Here is a 20,671-nt window from a genome sequence, read left to right as displayed (position 1 = left end):
ACCTCACCCAAAGATCATTTTACTAACGATACTATTATTGATACCGAATTATCTATAACAGAACGTTCTGGACGTGATTTCATTAACACTGTTAATCCAATTAAGAATGTGACTAATGTTTGCGCTAATGCTTTAGCGTTCAAATCACTTTGAAGTTCTCTTGATCGAATTCCTTTCGTAATTAATTCTTGAAAAACAACTGCAAGATACATTTGATGTTCTCTAGTCAGTACTTCAAATTTTTCATTATGAGGAGCAAGTTCGACCATTGTGTTAATACAAAAACAACCTTTACTGAACTCTTTTTTATATTCCTCTTCCACTATATTTTCAAAAAACGTCCGAATTGCTTCTTTTACAGATTGTTCGTTTTGAAGTTTTGTTCGTATATTAGCCGCATGTAAATTTGTGTATCTCCTTAATGCCGCTTCAAATAATCCCTCTTTATCACCAAAGGCTGAATATAAACTAGGCTTTTGTATTTCCATTTTAGCAGTTAAATCGCTTAATGAGGTAGCTGCGTATCCCTTCTCCCAAAAGAGTTGCATAGCAGCATCCAAAGCTTTTTCTTCATCAAATTCGCGTAGTCGTGCCATTTAAAACAATCTCCTTTCTACATCTAGTTATTAAGATTACACATCACCATTTGTGTACCAATCAGTATAGTATATATCGTATTAAATTATAAACGATGTGTCAAAAAATCACATTAAATTCAAAATAAACTTGACATATATGTTTCTTCAAGATTATATTTCACTTATAAAATAACATACCGTTCGGTACGTTATTTTTAACAATACAAAAAGGAGCTGATTTTATGAATAGTAAAGAAAAAATGATGACCATTCGAAAACATACTCACACTCATATACATTCACCTGTTCATGCAACAATGTCTCGTTATATGACTCTATTATTCGCAATAGCTTGCGGAATGGCTGTAGCAAATATATATTTCGCTCATCCACTTCTTGATTCTTTATCAAATGAATTTAAGATTAGTCATTCAACTATCGGTATTGTAATTACTATTACTCAAGTTTGTTATGCACTTGGATTACTTTTATTCGTTCCACTTGGTGACTTATTAAACCAAAAGAAAATAATAATTGTCCAAATGCTTTTATCCGTTATCGCTTTAATTATAATTGGAGTCGCCCCCTCAACCATCGTACTTTTTATAGGTATGGCCTTAGTAGGAATTCTTGCAACTGTTACGCAAACACTTGTCGCATATGTATCAATTTTAGCTAATCCAGCAGAACGTGGACGCATAGTAGGTTTCGCTACAAGTGGCGTTGTAATAGGTATACTCCTTGCTCGTACATTTGCAGGCACATTAACAGATTTAGCTGGATGGCGATCCGTTTATCTCACCTCTGCTATCCTTTTACTCTGCGTAACTTTTTTGTTACACCGAAATTTACCTACTCTTGAACATAAAAAAGTGACAACTCTATCTTACCGAAAATTAATATACTCTGTTTTCTTATTATTTATAGAAGAACGACTTTTACGCATTCGCGGAATATTAGCATTGCTTATTTTCACTTCATTCAGTATTTTATGGACTTCTTTAGTATTGCCCCTAAGTGCTACACCACATAATCTTTCACATACAGCTATTGGTGCGTTCGGTCTTGCTGGAGTGGCGGGTGCATTAGCTGCTACTAAAGCTGGACAATTAGCTGATAAAGGTTTAGGCCAAAGAACAACTGGCATAGCCTTATTATTATTAGTACTTTCATGGCTCCTAATTAAATCTATTAACCACTCTCTATTGTTACTAGTTTTCGGCATTATCCTTCTAGATTTAGCTGTGCAAGCTGTACATGTCACCAATCAAAGTATACTGTTCACAGTGCGTCCCGAAGCAAGAAGTCGACTCACTGCCAGTTACATGATTTTTTATTCCATCGGTAGTGCAACAGGTGCCATTCTTTCAACAAACATATATGCAAAATATGGTTGGGATGGAGTATGCATATTAGGTGTATCTGTTAGTGCTTGTGCTCTTTTATTTTGGATAATAACCTTACGGCGATCATCACAGCTGAACGAAGAATAATTCACTTATGATTAATACGTGTTTTTCTACAAGACTATAAGATAGCATTTACTTTTTAACACAAATCAACGGCATTTTCATATAAAAAATGCCGTTGATTCACAATTTCATGATAAGGAATCCTATACTATCGAAATACATCTATTACGAATTCCCTTTAACGTTTTCAACAATCTCATTTATCGTATTTCGATCAAACTTATCACTAATTTCGTATGACTCACGATCTCCTACTAATTGTACGCCTACAATATCATTGCGGTCCTTACCATATTGTACTTCAATAATGGATCCACGCTCTATTTGTTTCCAAACGAGACTTGCTTCATCTTTATTATCTAAAATAATACAGTCCTCAATATTTTCATCAACCCCAATTAACTTGTTGTCATCTATAAACCCAACCTCGTATTGTTGACGCTCTTTCGCTTTGCTGCTTACTAATATACCTTTGCTACCATATGAATAATCCATATAGTCCTTCTTCTCAGATTGTACCGCTTTCGTCTCTTGTGCTTTAGTTTTTTCAGCGTTCCCACAACCCATGATAAGACTAATTGGCATCACCGTAGTTAGTACTACTCTAGTAAATTTCTTTATCATTTATAAGCAACTCCCCATACTTACATTTAAATTCCGTTTATCAATTTATTAAAAAATAACATGATATAAAATAGGCAAAGCCAACGATAAAATATTCGTTGCATTCCCACAATTTAATTAAGGACCAGGCCATTTAAACCTAGTCCTACATAACTTTACCTTTGCTTCACATACTTAATTGTATTGAATGAAGTCTCATTAAATAATCGTAAGTTTTCCCCATCATAATCTTGAACTTTATATGCTATTTTCTTTTTTTGAATTGTAACTTCTACACCGTCTACTAAACGTTTATTGAGATGTAAATAGATTGTAAAAGCTTCCTTATCATATTCCCAAGTTCCTTCAATATAATTCTTTTTATTTGGATACTCACCTTTACCATACGTTTCAAATGTCTTATCACCTTTTAGAATGAGTGACATAATGAAACCGTCTGTTCCTTTGAATCCCCAATTACCGATTAATTCCGTACCATCTTTCACATTCTTCATAACATTATCCGTATTAATTCCAGCTTTCTTATCTAACTCTTTCAAATCTTTCACAGATACTGTACCGTCACCGATTTTAATATCCCCTTCAAGATCTTTGAATGCCTTAAGCCAGTAAATATCTCCTTCTTTCACTAACTTTTCGGATTTCTCGATTAACTCTTTATCAGTTTTATCGCCTTTTTCTCTTTTTTCTTTTCGGGTGAATACTTCATTTATTAAAGAAAAAGACTCTCTAAAATAACCAATTGCTTTTTCAAAATCCTTTTGTTGATTTACATACTCTGCAGGGGGATCTATCGACTCGAATTTATCTAACATTTTATTTAATTCTTTCACACTATCTACTACATCTGATTTCTTTTTCTTACCGTCAAAAACCTCTCTTGTAATATTGTTATGCTCCGCAAACAACTTATCAAACTCTACCCCTAATTTATACACTTTATTAGGATAGTCTTCCTTTGAAACTTTTTCTTTCTTACTATTAGACTTCGATTCTTTTACTTTAGACTCTTCCGTTTTCTCCTGTTTAGAAGTGTTCGTTTTCTCAGACACTCCACAACCAAATAACAACATGACCGGAACTGCTACCCCTAGTAGTTTCTTTGCATTCATGACTGATTTCTCCTTCTACTTAAATAGATTACTCTTACTATACCCACCCTCTTTTTTATCTTGTAATTAAAGTTACAATCGCAATAACTCCTAAAATCGGTCCCCAATATTCCATTTTTATAAAAAATAGTGAATGCTTTTTGTTAAACATAACTTTTTCACCAGTTTCGGCATCTATATAAACTTTCCCATTTGGCTTATTAATATATCTTCCTAAATACCAAGACATAACCCCTGATATAATTAACATTACCGCCATTGGCCAACTATGGTCTTGAAAATATGTAGCGTCCCCCGTTATAGATCCAAAGATAACCTTACCCAAAAGAGTATTAATAATTACAATAATTGCGACTAAAAAACCCCAACCAGACCAAATAATCATCTATTTCTCCTCCTAAAGCGCACAACTTTGTACCTTATGTTAATTTGAACTGCAAACGAAAACATTAAAAAAAACGAATATTCAGACGTAAAACAATTATATTTATCTTACATTCGATTCTAACTTTAGTGTTCTAAATGCAAATGAACCAGACATAATTTGTAATATTGTTGGAATAAGTAAAAAGAATAATGACATAAATAACGTAACTATAGGAATCACAATCATACAAACTCCATAAACTTTATTATTAACCTTGTTTACTAAACATGATAAAATAAGCAACCCTATTTGAACCGTTAAAATAATAGAGTAATAAGCTAAAAGTTCATAATCAAAACCTTCCATAATATTAAACGCTACAACTATTAATAATATGGAAATAATAATTCCTATAATGCCACCAATTAAACCTAGTACGAATTCAAGCGTTCTTTTCAATTCAATCCCCCTTTTATGAGCCACTAACAACTTGTATATTTTTCCCATTCACCATCATACCAAATATTTATTGGAAAAACTATACATACTTTCATTCTTCCTTACCTTACAGCGACCTTCTTACCATTATAGATAGCTTGTAGCAGTTACAAAATCAAAGTCTTCAAAATTACTAACTGAATTGTCATATTGAAAGTTATAAATTAAAACGATAGAATTATAGGATTTATTTAATTTAACTACTCCCTTAATTCGAGATAGTATTTTATCATCATATGAGCATCCCGTTAATAACATAGAAATGTCATCACTTGCTTCTTCTAACACTTCCTTTTCAATAAAATCCTCATCTACATCAATCATATCTATATTAAAATCAACAAAAAATCTTGCTGGTATAGCGTCTCCTTCTTCATCATACGTAACATCCATATATGTATCCAATTGACCTTGCGTTTTCATATTACCTAACCATATTGAAACCATTCCATGTACTTCCATTAATAGCGTCCTCCATTATGAATATATATTCTCATTCAACTTACGCTTTACATACTCTGCAATTTCCATCTCCCCTCTTTCAACAGCAAAGGTATAAGCGTCCATTTCTTTCATATTATTACCAGAATATTTTATCGTTATATCTATCCCATTCATAACTAGCAATTTAACAATCTCAAAATGTCCACTATATATAGCAGCAAACAGAGGACTTCGATCCGGCTCACTAGTATCCATTTCAACTTGATGTTTAATAAAGTACTCTACAATATGTAAATGCCCTTTCGTAGCTGCTCTTTCAAGTACATTTGTAGAGAAAGTCCCACACTTTGCATGAATATTGATTCCTGAATTGATTAAGTACTCTATTATTTCTAAATTCCCATAGGCCGTCGCTACATGTAACCACGTACCAAATGGTGTGACATACGATAACATTTCTCGATCTTTGCCCAGCAAATCTCTTAACGTGTCCAATTGACCATTTTTTATAGACTCTCTAATCTTTTTCGCAAATTGAATCTTATCCATATTTTTACCGCCCACTTTTTTCTATATTATACCACCTTCTCAATAGGCTCTGTTTTCATTTACAATAAAATGCAATTTATTGTATTCAAAAATCAAACCAAGTTTCGATACCTTTAGAAAGTGGACATACCTCTTTAATACAATTAGTATTAACATTAGAAATATGAAAGACTTAACAAGGCTTTTACATGAAGGAAGGAAGTGCACAGCTATGGATTTTAAAACAGTTATGCAAGAACTTGAGGCTCTAGGTAAGGAACGAACGAAAAAAATATACATATCTAACGGCGCCCACGAGCCAGTTTTTGGCGTAGCTACAGGTGCCATGAAACCAATCGCTAAAAAAATAAAATTAAATCAAGAATTAGCTGAAGAGCTTTATGCCACAGGCAACTACGATGCTATGTACTTTGCAGGCATTATTGCCGACCCAAAAGCTATGAGTGAATCGGATTTTAATCGTTGGATAGATGGAGCTTATTTTTATATGCTATCTGATTATGTAGTAGCAGTAACTTTATCGGAGTCAAATCTTGCACAAGACGTTGCTGATCAATGGATTGCAAGTGGGGACGAGCTTAAAATGTCTGCCGGCTGGAGTTGCTACTGTTGGCTTTTAGGAAATCGCAAAGACAATGAATTTTCCGAAAGTAAAATTTCCGATATGCTTGAAATGGTGAAAGATACAATTCATCATTCGCCAGAACGAACAAAATCCGCTATGAATAATTTCCTAAACACAGTGGCAATTTCATATGTACCACTACACGAAAAAGCAGTCGAAATTGCAAAAGAAGTTGGTATAGTTGAAGTCAAACGTGATAATAAAAAAAGCAGTTTGCTACATGCTACAGAGAGTATTCAGAAAGAACTTGATAGAGGAAGACTAGGTTTCAAACGTAAGTATGTAAGATGTTAAACAAATTCGTATCTGGGTGTCAATTCGAGAAAGATTGACACCTTTTTCATTTAGGTATATAATCCCCACATTTACTTTTAACTTATATTAAAAAATAATATCCTGATAACCTACTTCCATTATCTTTTCATTTAATAAACGAACTCCTACACCATTTTCTATATCCCACGTACAATTAAATGTAATTCCAACCTCTCGTTCTTCCGTAATATCTGCATACGGGACAACAATACCATCTAAACTGATCATCTCTAGTATTTGATCAGTTGTTTCAACTAATGGATAATTTTCTCGCACTCCAATACCATATCCTAATTCACATCGCCTTTGTTTGTAATAGTCTAATATAGACTGTAATAAACTTATTTGTACCTCTTCCCAATTTTTTATTAATGATTGATACGCTACATACTGCCCTTCATCAAACCTCCCATCTTCTTCACCATCTATCATCAAATCAATCTCAGTTACATTGCCTATAAAAGTTATAGGCATACACTTAGCCCAAGCATAATTATATTCAATCTCTCCAAAAACTGAATCGTTCACTCTCATTTATCCGTCATTCCTCTCGCACTTATTACTAAGGTGTCCCTGCTTATTGTTAACTCCCATCAACACTTAACATTTGAAATATTCTTTCAAAAACATATAAAACGTTGGCCAACTCTCCTTTAATTCTCCATTTAAAAGTAATTCATCTCCACCTTCAAAATTTACTGAGTGAATCATTTCCTTCTACTCCTACAGGAATCTTATCTAGTCCCTTAATAACTCGTGATTAAGTCTTCGCCTTCATATCTAGGATCTTTCTCCACTTTACCATCTTTTGTTTTGATGACTTTTAGTCTACCTAACCACTCTGCTCCGTTATATGTCTCTTCACTTACCCATACATTATGCTTTTTACCGTCTACCTCAACTACTAATGTTGGGTGTGTAAATATGAATTCCTCCTCTACATGCCTACCTACTATTTCTGCATGTAATGATGTACCTTCTTCAACTAATTTACTATTTTGATACCCTTCGATAATAGGTAATCCAATAAATACAAAGAATATCAGCCCAAATACGGTCACTTTCTTCTTTGTACTCCATTTATTCTTTTCTTTCAATTCCTTCTGTCTCGCTTCTCTTTCTTCGCGTTCATCCAAACTCTCATTTAAAGCGTCTTCCCATGCCTTAATTTCCGCTTCGATTTCTGCTTCAGCTCTTGCTAATTTTTCTAGTTGTTCATCGGTTGCTACCATCTCATATGAGTTATCTCCAACCACACGAATTTCAGCACCATTTTCTTTTACTTTCCGCAAGTCTTTTTCTGTACAATCAAACTCTCGAATGATTTCCCCTTGTGTGTTTACAAGTCTAACGTAAATGTTTTTTTTCTCCTTCTTCTTAAACATCTAAACTCCCCCTTATTTGTTTCCTATCATAGATAACCCTACTGCAATTAAGAGAAAGAAAACGATAATAAGGAAAGTCTTCCCTTTGCTTAATTGTGTTGTACAACCTTCCAAGACAGCCCATATAAGAATTGGAAAAAGAAGAATACCTAGGAGAATATCGACCAACTTGTTGCTACTCTTCTTTAGTGGTTTTTCTTCTTCTACTATCGGTTTTATCCGAACAGCTTCTTTTCTTATTTGTTTCGGCTTCTTTTTCTTGCGTCTATGATTCACCCAACATACCCCTTTTAGAATAACTTTTTACAACTATAAAAATACCATCTATTATTATCTACACTTATTCACTAAAACTCCCTATTTCTTCTGTCCAAAAACATCCTTCCGTTAAAGCAACTGCATCAATTTTTCGAAGTGCATTAGAAATCCACTCCACCAAACCTTTAGGTATATTTTTTTCAATATAAGCCTTTATTCCATTGGCAGCCTTTACTTCTTTTATAAATTCCACATAGACAAGTAAAGATTCTGCAAACTTCTCTATCGTACTATTTATAAGAACGACTTTATTTTCATTGTCATAATCTATATATACGAGTTGTGATTTAGATTCATCAATACAGATTGGATTTCCACTACCAGTAAATCCAAAGTATATAAACTTATCATACATCGTACCTAATTCATTTTGTATCTCGCTCAACCTTATCCCGCCACCGTTATCCGCAGATTCAAATGTAAGAAATGGAGGAGCAGACTCGGGAAAACCTGCTTTAATTAAGAAGTCTTTCGTTTCTTTCGAGAATGAAAACGAGTGAAGGATTTTTTCATTATAATGAATTAAACCGTATATTTCTTCATTCCAATTCACTAAAAAATCTTGTGGTGAGATCATTTTATCCTCCTGCATATCATATTATTATCTCTGCTCCATTTTTAAATTACTTATCAACTCAACTAGGGAATTAGAAAGAAACTCCTTTTCTTCTGTTTCAAAGTTTTCTATTAATACTTCTCCTGTTTCATTGTCAAAAATAATAGCCTTATCTTCCGGAGAGATAAATCCTATCTGTATATACCTAAACTCTCCCCCTTCACTCTCCTCATACCGTTTCATTATTTGAATAAATTCTACTATAGATTAATAGGATTTCATATCCGATCTTCATACTAATAATAAAGTTATATAGCGATTCTTATTAATTTTTCACTACAAATCTCTTCAATTGATACTGCCTTATTTACAAGTATTCTCTCGATTAAAGTCAAATGCTGCTTCAATACCATTTTTTAGTAATTTTTGTAATAACGTATCTAATCCTGCTTCGAAATAACATTGAATTTCTTCTTTATATAACGGTAATAGGGTATAAAAATAAACCGGCCAGTCACCCTCTATTCTTTTACCATCTTCACGAAATTCCATTTTGAATGCCCCTGAACACTGTGGAATTGGTGGTACAATCATAACACCAGAAAATTCCGTCTCTTTACTATATGGATGAATTGACGCATTACAATCTTCCTTACCTTCATCTAATTGATTCGGAAATATAAGCCATTGCTCTAATCCATATTCCCTTGTCGTTTCTCCAAATTCTTGTAAAAGACGCAAAGGCCAACTGTATTTCGAACTCGCCAAAGCGGTTAATGAAACATCCCAATCCTTCGGTAGATGCATGACAAGTTCTGAATAACCACTATCTACACTTGATGGAGCTGGCATACGGAAATAGCTATTCCGATATGTTACTACTGTATGGTAATCAACTATTTTATTTGGTCCAACATCATATAATTCTACATCGGTAATCCTTTTTGTATTTGCTTCTATATGATTCGTAATCAGTCCATAATGCTGCTGAATATGTGATTTAAAATCTTCTATTGAGGTTGGACGTATCACTGGGTTAGTTTCTATTTTTTGTTCATGATTTTTCTCATCGGATTCCCATACTAATTGAAAATTAAACCCCTTTAGTTCACTTTCCACAACACTATCTTTAAATTCATCTGATACAAATGTTTGTACAGATACAATTGGAAAATCTCCGTATTTATGCTTTGTGTTCATTGTACAAAAAATATGTTCTCCTTTAATTTCATCTGCAATAAAAGCAAATTTATCGAATCCACCAAAATCATCAGGTTTTGCATTTTTATAATCAATACATGCCAATACGTTTAATACATGTATTGCATAGCATTCGTATACTTCATGAACAAGCGGAAGAACTTCAACTTTCCCTTTTATTAAATCAAATACTACTTCTATCGCTGCTTTTGTAAAAACAAGTGGTATTTCACTTAATAAATCAAATACTTCTCCTTTATTTGATAATTTCATTTACAATGGATTCCACGTATTAATTACTGATTGACCTTGAAAATAGTTATTAAAAATTTCTTGTCCTTCTTCATTCTCACACTCTAATTGATCAAACTGCGAATCTCCAATAATTTTCCATATTTTCATTATACTCCGCCTTTTACTCTATATAAAATACACATTTTCCCTGTCAACAACCATTTCTCATCTATTTTATCCTTTAATGCTTTTTATCGCCCACTGCTTATATGTATTTTTTATCTCACTATCTTCTTTACTATTTCTTTTTTACGATTTAACTTCTTCTAATCATGTAACTTATTTAAAAACTCCGTAAAATTATTAGCAATATAGAATACATTTTCTCTCGCTACTTCCTCTACTTCTTCAGCCGTAATTCCTTCACTTTCCATCAATATTCCCTTTTCCCATGTCCCTTCATGTTCCCAAAAGACGACAATTGGATCTTCTTCATGATTTTTATAATCAAAGCAAATTAAATTTCCTGCTGGATCAAATGCGAATGGAAATAATTCTTTAGGTAATGTATTAATAAAATCACTATATACATCAACTATATATTCATCACTATTTTCATTAAAAGATAATAAAGTACCAAAAATTCTTTCGTGATTATTCACATTAAATAATTCTGGCTCTACATTAGCACCATTATTTACAGCTACACATTTTATATAATCAATTGGAAATTTAAACCCTATTTTATTACTAATCTCTCTCACAAAATCTTCATTTACAGCTTCATCAGCAAATTGCCATTCTACTTTTCTCACCAAGTTCCATCACCCCATTATTATTTACTCTTAAATAATTTTACAAACTGCCCTATATGTTATCAAATAACATATTGTAATTTTTTATATTAATGGATTATCTTCTCGTTTAGAGCATCGGTTGATGAATGCTAATTCCTCTTTTGTCGGTGCAACTTTTTTGCTAATTACATCCCCATGTTTATCCCATTCTGTATAATGTAAGCAAATACCAAACTTAAATTCCCCTTCATATTTGAGTACTTCGCATTCATACCACTTTTTCCGTATCCCTCTTGTCTGTCCTTTTATCATGTAATCCGTAGTTTTCACTTTTCCGCTCTGATAAAACTTAACATAATTCCCTTCTTTAAAACCATCCCTATAGTAACAATAATACGCTAGGGTGCCATTGTCATATAACTCATATGCTAAACCAGTAAAAGGTTTCCCATTTTTTTCTTCTGGATTATCTAGCACTTCATCACTGGATGAGGTAAACCATAGTTCCTCATCAAAATTTATTCCATGCTCTAATACGTATTTTTTACTTAGTACATCCATCTTATTCTCCAATTTTATTCACCTCTAAACAACAATCAAATCTTTCCGTTATAGTAAAAATCACTCCTTAACAGAGTGCCATAGAATGGTTTTATATTCATCACATATATCGTTTTCTTATACGACTACATATCCATAAAAATACTTTTTACCAATCTTCCATTCTTTCTTTGTTAGAACATCGATATATGACATCAACTCTCTATTTTTTTCATTTGTTATTATCGTATCGTATTGAATTGGACATTTGATTCCACTCCAAATTGATAAAACGGAAGGTATAGTAACAACATTATAAGTAGTTCTATCTCTTAAAGAACTCATAACTTCCGAAACTAACTCCTTTGCCAAATCTCCAGGAAAAGATAGTCTATTACGATAATAGTATTCTTGCGTATCGTTATTTTCGATAAAACTAGAATAAGCTTCATTAAATTCTTCTAACGATACTTCATAATACTCGTCCTCAATTCCAAGCATCCATGAAAGTTCATTTCTTATAGCTTTTTCAACAAAGGTATCTTCCCACTCTTCTAGTAACGCTAAAAGATATGGTACTACATGATATGAAAGAGTTTCACCAGCACTTACTACAAAATTATGAACTCCATCCTCTGAAGTACTTGAAAGGAATTTCAAATTATTCGTTTCTAATAAATCATCGTGAGTAGCTACTGAACAAAATAGTCTAGTACATAAATGTAAAACAAGCTCATTTCGAGTACTATTCATAAGTTCAATTAGTAACCCCTTTACGGAGAAATCACCTAACTTTAACAATTCGTTAATTAAAATAAAGGATTCTGTCTCTGTTGCACTATCCCTTAAGTTAGACTTAAGAGTTTCAATTGTATGATTAGAAAATTTTCCATACCAAATATCTTTTTTTAAATGCTCTAAATCCATCATTCTCCCGCCTTTTATTGCTGCTTACATTTATACGAACCATTTTATATGGATAGTATTATTAATCATGTAACTTATTTAAAAACTCCGTAAAATTATTAGCAATATAGAATACATTTTCTCTCGCTACTTCCTCTACTTCTTCAGCCGTAATCCCTTCACTTTCCATCAATGTTCCCTTTTCCCATGCCCCTTCATGATCCCAAAAGACGACAATTGGATCTTCTTCATGATTTTTATAATCAAAGCAAATTAAATTTCCTGCTGGATCAAATGCGAATGGCACCAATTCATTTGGCAGAGTTGAAATATACTGGTTATATACTTTAACGATATATTCACTACTATCTACATCATAAGAAAGTAAAGTTCCAAATACCTTTGTTATCGTATCTATTTCAAATTTATAGGGTAATACAGCTGAACCATTATTATTTGTAGCACATTCTACATAGTCACTTGGAAATATATACCCTATCTCTTTTCCCACATTGTTTATATATTCTGTTGAAACTGGCTCATCCGGTACTGGCCATGTTAAGTCTTTTCTCATTTAACTTCACCTCCTAACAAATCACATCACGTTTATCCGAAATAACTAATTGCATCATCAACCAACCATGCAAGTCGTATGTCTTCTTTTGTAATCGTTTCATTGTTATGTAAGTCTTTCCACGCAATCAAATCAATTGACGCAGTCCACAAAATGTTGTCACCGCCTTTTGATGCACCGATTCCTAATGCCCCTGTGACAGCTGCTATTTCAATTACATTTTCTGAGAATCTATTTTCAAATCTACTTATTTCACTTGATTTACTCAATTTCGAATACATTCCTTTCATAGCCCACAGGCATAAGTACTTTGTGAGTTTTCCTGTTTTATTATAATTGGTCACGGTAACGCCTATATAGAATTATAGCTATAATTCTATATAGGCTTTTTTTTCACCTGGAATTTTAAATTTATTTACATCATATTCTTTAATTATATATACTTTTATAGCTTCAAAATCTTTACCAAAAGCAAGAAATGGATTTTTTAAGAAATATATTATTTCTTCGTCGTCATAAATTCGGGCTTTAATTATTTCTTTGTCCGAGTGAAACGATAAATTGACTCCTTTGTAAAAATATTCGTAGTATCCTTCTTCATCCTGCTCACTCTTATCTTCAAAAGGAACAGATTCAATATGATATATATTCCCATTTACATTTATTGATTTCATACAGCATCACTCCCTTTTCAAGAATATTCATAAGAAATTAAATAGTCTCTGTCAATCATACCAAAAATAAGGGATTTATTTTTAGAATTTATAAAAAATATAATTAGGATTAAATTAAAACCTTCGAAAAACCCTGTTTTAAAAATGGGAAAAGCGTTAACCTTTCTTTAGAATTAAAAGAAAGGTTGTTTTTATAATGTGCTTTTCAATTCATGATGAGCTGCCATTGTATTCCTAAGAGTTACAACGATATATGTTACCTGATGTTTTAGAGCAATTAGCTAAAAATATAAGATTTGTTAAACGAACTAGTAAGTATCAAGCAAAAGCTAACTGCTCGGTTCTCCAAGGGGGAACAAGGAGAAAATCTAATGTCATATATATTGTTGACGGAATATTTAGTTTTATTCACAAGGAATGACGTTTAACTCAATGCATAGCCAATGATCAAAGTTAGTGTTAAAAACACTGATAATAAAAGTGTTAGTAGAACTGTCGCTATGCTTCTAAGCATAGCAACCCAATTATCTATTTTAGAAAATCCTATCATACCAGCAAAAAAAGTTCCTATTGTTAAAACTAGTAAAAAAAATAAAGGATGGATAGGTAGCGAATTCATAATAAACAATTTCGTTTCAGATGAGGCTATCGAACCAATTTCAAGATATAAGAGAAATAGACCAATGCAAATAAAAGAAAAAATAAAGGACCACAGATTAATGTTATGTTTCATTGCTTTCTCCTATGTAATTAAAATATTTACATTTGATTTTACTGGAAAATTAAAGAAAAAGATAGCGATTATAAATTGAAATAAATTTTTAAACAAAATAATCCTTTTACGAAGAAAGGACCTGTTGTCTCCAACAGGCCCTTTCCTAAAATGGCAAAGAGTAACTCTTACCTTACTCTTCTGCTATATAATATACAAAACAAGTATAGATGTATAGAACAAGAAATTCCAGTATGGTTATTTAAATATACAAAATTAACGTGTTATAACAGAATTAAACATCAGGAATTAAATTACAAATGTTAGTTTATTAATGAATTCCAATGATAGGATCGAAAGTGATAAATAATAAATTAATATTATAATAATAAAATATGAAATATTGCATATTTTATTGAAGTAGAAATTTACAAGTAGGAAGAGAGGAATAACAATGGGACTAGGAAACCGTGGGATGGCATTTGAAATGCTTATCAATTTAGCAAACAAAATGTATCAAAGAGGGGGCGTGTCGCTTATTGACAAGTGTCCGACTCCTGTGAAGGTGTTATTTTCGAATTCCCACAGAAAAGTACGCTATTCTATGTAAATGACGTCCTACGTGAAAACACCGCATATCATTTTAAGAAAAGGTATTGAGAAAACGAAAAATCAACTCATCCGGCTGATACGCTATTTCCCCTGTACAAGGATTCTCCTACCACAGAAAGATAAAATTATCGAAGAGAATTATAAGCCTTACTTGACGAAACAAATGATAGGAAATTCATGATGAGATATACATATTCATTATTGAAATTAGTAATAATAAAATGTATTATTGAAAAGCACTATTTATAATTCAAGTAATCAAGGCTATGTATCCACAATAATTTGAACATTCGAAAATTATAATATTATCTAAAAATGAGGTGAGATTAATAGAAACAGTACATATTAAATGGTATGGATTGTATAGTTTAAATGATTTTTATAATAGAGAAGAAGCTTTTAAGAAGGGAATATTTGCAATCTCTAGAGTATATGCTAAGAATCAAACATTGATCTATATAGGAAAAACCAAAAGAAGCTTTATACAAAAGATAAGGGAACTTAATAAGGATTGGGCTTTTGATGAAAGCGAATTAAAGATCACATTAGGAATAATAGAGTTACCTAGTGGTGAAAGTTACTCTGAAAAAAAGGTAAAAGAGATAAAATCCCTTCTGATTTTACGACATACCCCAGTAGAAAACAACACATCTTTATTGTACCATAGAGGGCAGTTTAATTTGAAAATTATAAATAAGGGAAGAAGGGGCTTAATTGTTAAAAAGATTTCTACAGGAAATCTAATGTGGACGTAATTGGAATCATTTTTGAATAAAATTGAGGGTTTCTTACGAACAGGAGTTTATCAATTTTTAATGTATTAAAATATTTTTGAATAACATATGTCAGATGCTTGAAACAACACAAATTTTATTATGATATGAAATCTTGTATGAGAATTGTGATTTATTTCCATCGTTTAATAAAAATATTAAGAATTATAAGAATAATACATAAAGATTAGAAGAGAAAATAAACTCGGGGGTTTAAAAATGGGACAAGTAAGCAGGTTTCAAGAAAAACAACAAAATCGTCGTAAAAAGGTGGTTTTTAATATTGCATTTACTTTGGTATTAGTGACAGTTGGTATAGTGACATACCAGTTGTTTTCCCCTTCTGATACATCAAAGAAAGCAATTGCTCAAGAAAAGAATGCAACAAAGATAGAAGAGAAGAAACGTAAAGAGAAAGAAGCAACGCAGTTAGAAGAGAAGAAACGTAAAGAGAAAGAAGCAGTGCAGTTAGAAGAGAAGGAACGTGAGGAGAAAGAAGCAGCACTGTTAGAAGAGAAGGAACGTGAGGAGAAAGAAGCAATACTGCTAGAAAAGAAGAAACGTGAGGAGAAAGAAGCAGCACTGTTAGAAGAGAAACAAAAAGCAGAAAAATCGGTAAAAATGAACGAAAATGAAAATAAAGAGGGAGAAAAAACGGCATCTCAAGAAAAGGGTTCTCAAACTAATCCTTCTTGGAAGCCAATTGGTACAGTGCAAGGAGCAAAACCTGAAATGAAATTTAAAGAAGGAACAGTAGATTGGAGTGAGATGAAACAAGCAATTTCTTATGCTGTTGATGTTCCAGAGAGCCAATTAATTTTCGATTTTATTGGGAATAATGGTGATAAAAAAGCCTACGGTAATGTACGAGATAAGCAAAGTAATAAAAAATATAAGGTTAATATTGATTGGGTAGAGAATCAGGGGTGGAAACCAGCATCTGTTCAAGTGTTGAAATAAATAATAGAAATGTAATTATGTGTTTAAAAGTTTACTTTTGTAAAAACTCACAAAAGAGTCCGTATCAATCAGGACTCTTTTTGTTATGTTGACAGCATTAATTACTTGGACTCATTTGTTAGATCATGATGCGGACCAACTTTGATAATCAATAAAGTCTCATCTCGTGTGGGCGTTCATCTATTAACCAAAGAACAACAAAAAAACGATTACAGGATTAAGTTGTACAAGAAAATAGAAAGGAAAGAAATATTCTCCTCGTAGTAAACGACTTAATAGTATCAATCTTTATATGACCAACACTCCTGCACCTAGAGAAAACAATGAAAAGCTCAAGGAAAGAAAGCAACAAAGATAGAAGGGAAACAAAAAGCAGAAAAATCGGTAGTTACATGTGAATGATTTGAAAAATCTTCATTATAAATTTAGGCTAACTTCACATAGAGCACATATTAACATTTTATTATTTATATGTAATGAAAGGATAAATAAAGTGAATTGTATTTCTTTCTGTTTTTAAAAATTTAAAATTCCTTTATTTTTATATAAAGGTTTTGCATCAGAGTTTTAAATATTTTGAAAATAGATCAAAATAAAAGGGGAATGTCCTATGACAACATATACAAGTGAAATGAGAACAAGTTTAGTTTCAGAAGAAGATGTAGATATTTTAAAAATTATGGCGCATCCAATCCGCTTACAAATTGTAAATGAATTAAGTACGAGAAAAACGTGTAATGTAACACAATTAACAGAATTACTGAATATTCCACAATCGACAGTTTCACAACATTTATCAAAAATGAAGGGTAAAGTGTTACGAGCTGAGCGAAGAGGTTTAGAAATTTATTATCACATTAATAATTTAAAAGCGAGTAAGATTGTAAGTGTTTTAGGATATATAAATTAATGAAGTATTTTCATATAAAATAGCCACTGCTGGTGAGCAGGGGCTATTTTGTGTTGCTTTATGTATTCGTATTTAAAATTTTATAGTTTTTATGATTTACAATGGTTCGATCAAATTCAAAAGTACCACCGCTTCCTACAATCATATCCCATAATAATAGTTCCTCCTTTTTAGATAAGGGGGGATTAGAGCTCATTTCATGGACTATAACAGGTTCACTTTACCTTGTGTTTTTAAGGATGAATTGAGCGGGTCTCTGTAAAAATAGAAAAAACATCTTAATGCGCTTTTATTTAAAATTTTTTTGTGTCATTAGCCCATTTTACTACATAGCTTATTATAAATTGTTTTAGGAAGGGGTATAAGTAATGGCATATACTTTAAATGATATTTGTATCGATGTGTGTCTTATAGTTACGTTTACTCCGAGTGGTGGCGTAGAATCAATTGTAAGTGGTGGAGAAGAGTGTGGATCTAGTCCTAGTATAGTGATTAATTCTGATGGCTCAATTACTATTACATTACCATTAGTAGCTTGTTTAGCCCTCGTATTAAATGATGACTTAAGTGTTGGGACATCATTAACAAGCTTGTCTTTTAAAACTTCTTAAGTGAGGTACTAATTTTATCCCGCGTTAACGGACAGTAAAACTCCCACCTCAAAATTCAGTTGGAGCAAAGAAGTTAGGTGGGAGATCAGCTGTCCGTAAACGTTCGATTGGTGAGGGCTGATTAAAGTTTCACTTTATATGAAAGATTAGAGCTCTCCTTTTTGTAGGAGGGCTTTAATCTTTGTTTAAAAACTATATCATATACATGGACAGACTCATCATCTGAAATTTACCCGGATTCAATTTAGAATATGACAAAAGAGAACTTGCGTTAGAAGGCAAGCTCTCTTTAAAAGAAATAACGTAATTGAGATACTTATATAGTAACAATTATTTTCTTCTAATTCCATATGTCTTATGTTGAGAAATAAATTATAAGTGGCTTGATAAAGCTAAAATGAATTATTGACATAATATTTTGACGATAATATAATGAATCTCGAATTCAAGATAAGTTGTAAAGGATTGGTAATTGTGAGCGTGATTAACGATGAGAGCTTATCTTTAAAGTTATTTGTTATATTATCAATGGAATTACAGTCAATCACTAAACGTATTGAAAAGGATATAAAAATGTATGGACTTAATCCAATTGAATATGCAGTGCTTTAGCTACTATACAGTAAAGGCGATCGGCCTATACAAAAACTTGAAGACAAAACATTACTTGCAAGTAGTAGCATCACGTATGTAGTGGATAGGTTGGAAAAGAAGAGTTGAAAACCATGTCCTAAAGACCGCTGTGTCACGTATACGTCAATTACTTCAGAAGGTATTGAATTGGTGGATACTATTTTTCCTCAGCATAAAGAGGGGATTCGGCAAATATTTGGTAGTTTGGACTATATTGAGAAAAAATGATAATGAAACAGTTGAAAAAGTTAGGATATTACGCACAGAAATTGTAAGTTTGTAGAGGCTATTTCTGTTTAGTAATATCCTAATTAAATATAAATTAAATAAATAGGAGGAAAAATTAATAAGTGGTAGTAAATGTATTATAATACAAAATAAACAAATCATATAATTTCAATTAGTACAGTAGGGAATAAAGTTGTTATGTTAACGTATACATATCGTCCTTTTCATTATAAATCTTTCATAAAGCGGAGAGTGGGTATCAAGAATGGAATTACGTCATTTAGAGTATTTTATTCAAGTTTGTAATAATAATAGTTTTACTAAAGCTGCGGAAGTTCTAGGTATTTCACAGCCGACTTTAAGCCAACAAATCCGTGTGTTAGAAGGTGAACTTGATACACCCTTGTTTCATCGAGTTGGAAGAGGTATCAAAATGACAGAAGCGGGTAAGCTGCTATTTGATAAAGGAAAATTTATCATGCAACAATTTGATGACGTTTATAATGAAATTTTTGAATTAAAGGGGGTAAAAAGAGGTGTAATTACTATAGGAGGTTTATTAGAGGATCTCACTTATTTAACACCTTATATTATGAAGTTTCAACAACATTATCCTAACATCGTAGTAAAAATTATAGAATCTGAAGTTGCTGTAAATCAAATCGTTGATAAAAATATTGATATAGGCATCACGCGTAGTGCTCAAATTCCAGACACATTAACAAGCACCCTTTTGTATAGCGAAGAGCTTGTCCTTGTCATTCCAAAAAATCATCCTTTGAATGAAACATCATTTGTTTCTTTTCGAGAATTAGTAGGACTGAGTAGAATAATGGTTTCATGTAGTTGTCGTGAATCTATTAAAATATATTGTGAGAGTTTAGGGTTATCTTTATCTGAAGCAAATATAGAAACAAAATCTTCTATTTCTCTATTGAGCCTTGTATACAATGGACATGGGGTTGCCATAATACCTCTTTCACTGGTTAACTTTGTTAATAATGATACTTTGAGCATAGTTCGTATTATTGATCCAACACCAAGTCAAGATATTAATCTTATTCACTTTGATGATAAATTTTTAAGTTTTGCAGCACGTATCTTTATGCAGAAGTTAAAGGAACCTAAAAAAGTGTTAGTATAATAGAAATAATAATGATTATAGTGTGAGAATTAAAAATGATACATAATTCTTAGGATAATACCTAAATTACAGTCAAAGGGCAAGTAGATTTATATGTGTTGTGTAGTCGCTTCAAAAGTGAATACCATGGACTTTTACTTAAGGGAAAAAGGGCAGAATTTATAAGGAGAGAAGGCTGTTAAAAACAAGTCAAGTTAATCAATTAACTCTTCGGTCTTATCGCATAGTAATAGATTCCATTAGGGATATATTGCTATTTCTTTTTACATATCCTTATTGCATAAAGAAAACCACCGGCATTATGAAGTGAACCCGAATAG

General features: G+C 32.1%; 27 protein-coding genes and 5 pseudogenes. 9 read left to right on the top strand and 23 right to left on the bottom strand.

Going from position 1 to position 20,671, the window contains the following annotated elements; translation table 11 throughout:
- Positions 1-14 precede the first annotated feature (14 nt).
- Positions 15-596: a TetR/AcrR family transcriptional regulator gene (locus DN394_RS21505; protein WP_149294218.1), complete on the bottom strand. Its 582-nt coding sequence runs from the start codon at positions 594-596 to the stop codon at positions 15-17.
- 224 nt (positions 597-820) lie between these two features.
- On the opposite strand from DN394_RS21505, the gene DN394_RS21500 reads away from it, so the two are divergent.
- Complete coding sequence (locus DN394_RS21500; protein ID WP_149294217.1) at positions 821-2,071, top strand: MFS transporter; 1,251 nt, start codon at positions 821-823, stop codon at positions 2,069-2,071.
- A 144-nt stretch (positions 2,072-2,215) separates the two neighbouring features.
- Here DN394_RS21500 and DN394_RS21495 read toward each other — a convergent pair whose 3' ends face one another.
- The 6 genes from DN394_RS21495 to DN394_RS21470 all read right to left on the bottom strand — a co-directional run bounded on the left by DN394_RS21495 (position 2,216) and on the right by DN394_RS21470 (position 5,644).
- A complete protein-coding gene (locus DN394_RS21495) occupies positions 2,216-2,674 on the bottom strand; it encodes a hypothetical protein (protein WP_000591653.1) in 459 nt (152 codons plus the stop codon).
- 155 nt (positions 2,675-2,829) lie between these two features.
- Entirely contained in the window at positions 2,830-3,786 is a 957-nt protein-coding gene (locus tag DN394_RS21490) for a DUF3994 domain-containing protein (RefSeq protein WP_098705055.1), read from the bottom strand.
- A gap of 55 nt (positions 3,787-3,841) precedes the next feature.
- On the bottom strand, positions 3,842-4,171 hold the full coding sequence (locus tag DN394_RS21485) for a hypothetical protein (RefSeq protein WP_000587858.1): 330 nt from the start codon (positions 4,169-4,171) through the stop codon (positions 3,842-3,844).
- 102 nt (positions 4,172-4,273) lie between these two features.
- Positions 4,274-4,612 (bottom strand): DUF4064 domain-containing protein, encoded by a 339-nt coding sequence (locus DN394_RS21480; protein WP_000831564.1) that lies wholly within the window; start codon positions 4,610-4,612, stop codon positions 4,274-4,276.
- Between the two features lie 126 nt (positions 4,613-4,738).
- Complete coding sequence (locus DN394_RS21475) at positions 4,739-5,113, bottom strand: immunity 22 family protein (RefSeq protein WP_000451801.1); 375 nt, start codon at positions 5,111-5,113, stop codon at positions 4,739-4,741.
- 15 nt (positions 5,114-5,128) lie between these two features.
- Positions 5,129-5,644 carry an ankyrin repeat domain-containing protein gene (locus tag DN394_RS21470; RefSeq protein WP_002108079.1) on the bottom strand — a complete coding sequence of 172 codons (516 nt, stop codon included), beginning with the start codon at positions 5,642-5,644 and terminating at the stop codon, positions 5,129-5,131.
- 211 nt (positions 5,645-5,855) lie between these two features.
- Between DN394_RS21470 and DN394_RS21465 the strand changes: the two genes are divergently transcribed.
- The gene (locus tag DN394_RS21465; protein ID WP_000346323.1) at positions 5,856-6,563 is read left to right on the top strand and encodes a DNA alkylation repair protein; all 708 of its coding nucleotides are present in this window, start codon (positions 5,856-5,858) and stop codon (positions 6,561-6,563) included.
- An 87-nt stretch (positions 6,564-6,650) separates the two neighbouring features.
- Here the strand turns inward: DN394_RS21465 and DN394_RS21460 are convergent, their stop codons facing one another.
- From DN394_RS21460 to DN394_RS29510, 15 genes and pseudogenes are all read right to left on the bottom strand, one after another.
- Entirely contained in the window at positions 6,651-7,118 is a 468-nt protein-coding gene (locus DN394_RS21460; RefSeq protein ID WP_001265591.1) for a DUF6985 domain-containing protein, read from the bottom strand.
- Positions 7,119-7,184: 66 nt separating this feature from the next.
- Positions 7,185-7,298, bottom strand: a pseudogene (locus DN394_RS29860) (SMI1/KNR4 family protein); the annotation flags it as partial.
- A gap of 32 nt (positions 7,299-7,330) precedes the next feature.
- A complete protein-coding gene (locus DN394_RS21455; RefSeq protein ID WP_000473561.1) occupies positions 7,331-7,969 on the bottom strand; it encodes a hypothetical protein in 639 nt (212 codons plus the stop codon).
- 12 nt (positions 7,970-7,981) lie between these two features.
- The gene (locus DN394_RS21450) at positions 7,982-8,245 is read right to left on the bottom strand and encodes a hypothetical protein (protein ID WP_001016550.1); all 264 of its coding nucleotides are present in this window, start codon (positions 8,243-8,245) and stop codon (positions 7,982-7,984) included.
- Positions 8,246-8,309: 64 nt separating this feature from the next.
- Complete coding sequence (locus tag DN394_RS21445; RefSeq protein ID WP_000625293.1) at positions 8,310-8,864, bottom strand: SUKH-4 family immunity protein; 555 nt, start codon at positions 8,862-8,864, stop codon at positions 8,310-8,312.
- Positions 8,865-8,888: 24 nt separating this feature from the next.
- On the bottom strand, positions 8,889-9,086 hold the full coding sequence (locus DN394_RS21440; protein WP_000833060.1) for a SecY-interacting protein Syd: 198 nt from the start codon (positions 9,084-9,086) through the stop codon (positions 8,889-8,891).
- Positions 9,087-9,206: 120 nt separating this feature from the next.
- Positions 9,207-10,316, bottom strand: coding sequence for a suppressor of fused domain protein (locus DN394_RS29520; protein ID WP_000777727.1), 1,110 nt, complete (start codon positions 10,314-10,316; stop codon positions 9,207-9,209).
- The gene (locus DN394_RS29515) at positions 10,317-10,445 is read right to left on the bottom strand and encodes a hypothetical protein (protein WP_002108075.1); all 129 of its coding nucleotides are present in this window, start codon (positions 10,443-10,445) and stop codon (positions 10,317-10,319) included.
- A 158-nt stretch (positions 10,446-10,603) separates the two neighbouring features.
- Positions 10,604-11,092 (bottom strand): SMI1/KNR4 family protein, encoded by a 489-nt coding sequence (locus tag DN394_RS21430; protein WP_002108073.1) that lies wholly within the window; start codon positions 11,090-11,092, stop codon positions 10,604-10,606.
- 84 nt (positions 11,093-11,176) lie between these two features.
- Positions 11,177-11,635, bottom strand: a complete 459-nt coding sequence (locus tag DN394_RS21425; protein WP_002108072.1) for a toxin-antitoxin system YwqK family antitoxin — start codon at positions 11,633-11,635, stop codon at positions 11,177-11,179.
- Positions 11,636-11,752: 117 nt separating this feature from the next.
- Positions 11,753-12,541 (bottom strand): Imm47 family immunity protein, encoded by a 789-nt coding sequence (gene imm47, locus DN394_RS21420; protein ID WP_000362634.1) that lies wholly within the window; start codon positions 12,539-12,541, stop codon positions 11,753-11,755.
- 61 nt (positions 12,542-12,602) lie between these two features.
- A complete protein-coding gene (locus DN394_RS21415) occupies positions 12,603-13,094 on the bottom strand; it encodes an SMI1/KNR4 family protein (RefSeq protein WP_001224285.1) in 492 nt (163 codons plus the stop codon).
- A gap of 50 nt (positions 13,095-13,144) precedes the next feature.
- Positions 13,145-13,384, bottom strand: a pseudogene (locus DN394_RS21410) (DUF7021 domain-containing protein); the annotation flags it as partial.
- Between the two features lie 78 nt (positions 13,385-13,462).
- The gene (locus tag DN394_RS21405) at positions 13,463-13,768 is read right to left on the bottom strand and encodes a hypothetical protein (RefSeq protein WP_000836238.1); all 306 of its coding nucleotides are present in this window, start codon (positions 13,766-13,768) and stop codon (positions 13,463-13,465) included.
- A gap of 424 nt (positions 13,769-14,192) precedes the next feature.
- Positions 14,193-14,501 carry a hypothetical protein gene (locus tag DN394_RS29510; protein ID WP_046959878.1) on the bottom strand — a complete coding sequence of 103 codons (309 nt, stop codon included), beginning with the start codon at positions 14,499-14,501 and terminating at the stop codon, positions 14,193-14,195.
- 433 nt (positions 14,502-14,934) lie between these two features.
- Between DN394_RS29510 and DN394_RS21395 the strand changes: the two are divergent.
- The 4 genes and pseudogenes from DN394_RS21395 to DN394_RS21375 form a co-directional block, all read left to right on the top strand.
- Positions 14,935-15,069: pseudogene (locus DN394_RS21395) on the top strand (Holliday junction resolvase RecU); the annotation flags it as partial.
- A 343-nt stretch (positions 15,070-15,412) separates the two neighbouring features.
- Positions 15,413-15,847 (top strand): hypothetical protein, encoded by a 435-nt coding sequence (locus DN394_RS21385; RefSeq protein ID WP_002007974.1) that lies wholly within the window; start codon positions 15,413-15,415, stop codon positions 15,845-15,847.
- Between the two features lie 237 nt (positions 15,848-16,084).
- Entirely contained in the window at positions 16,085-16,825 is a 741-nt protein-coding gene (locus tag DN394_RS21380) for a YrrS family protein (protein WP_046959876.1), read from the top strand.
- 610 nt (positions 16,826-17,435) lie between these two features.
- The gene (locus DN394_RS21375) at positions 17,436-17,735 is read left to right on the top strand and encodes an ArsR/SmtB family transcription factor (RefSeq protein WP_046959875.1); all 300 of its coding nucleotides are present in this window, start codon (positions 17,436-17,438) and stop codon (positions 17,733-17,735) included.
- 58 nt (positions 17,736-17,793) lie between these two features.
- Here DN394_RS21375 and DN394_RS21370 read toward each other — a convergent pair.
- Positions 17,794-17,871: pseudogene (locus tag DN394_RS21370) on the bottom strand (DUF2187 family protein); the annotation flags it as partial.
- Positions 17,872-18,103: 232 nt separating this feature from the next.
- Between DN394_RS21370 and DN394_RS21365 the strand changes: the two are divergent.
- From DN394_RS21365 to DN394_RS21345, 3 genes and pseudogenes are all read left to right on the top strand, one after another.
- Complete coding sequence (locus DN394_RS21365; RefSeq protein WP_000332001.1) at positions 18,104-18,346, top strand: hypothetical protein; 243 nt, start codon at positions 18,104-18,106, stop codon at positions 18,344-18,346.
- Between the two features lie 474 nt (positions 18,347-18,820).
- Positions 18,821-19,254, top strand: a pseudogene (locus tag DN394_RS29500) (MarR family winged helix-turn-helix transcriptional regulator).
- 218 nt (positions 19,255-19,472) lie between these two features.
- A complete protein-coding gene (locus DN394_RS21345) occupies positions 19,473-20,351 on the top strand; it encodes a LysR family transcriptional regulator (RefSeq protein WP_098208994.1) in 879 nt (292 codons plus the stop codon).
- The last annotated feature ends 320 nt before the right edge of the window (positions 20,352-20,671 follow it).

The organism is Bacillus sp. BB081, assembly GCF_008368895.1.
Classification (GTDB): domain Bacteria; phylum Bacillota; class Bacilli; order Bacillales; family Bacillaceae_G; genus Bacillus_A; species Bacillus_A wiedmannii.
This window is presented reverse-complemented; position numbering and strand designations above follow the sequence as displayed.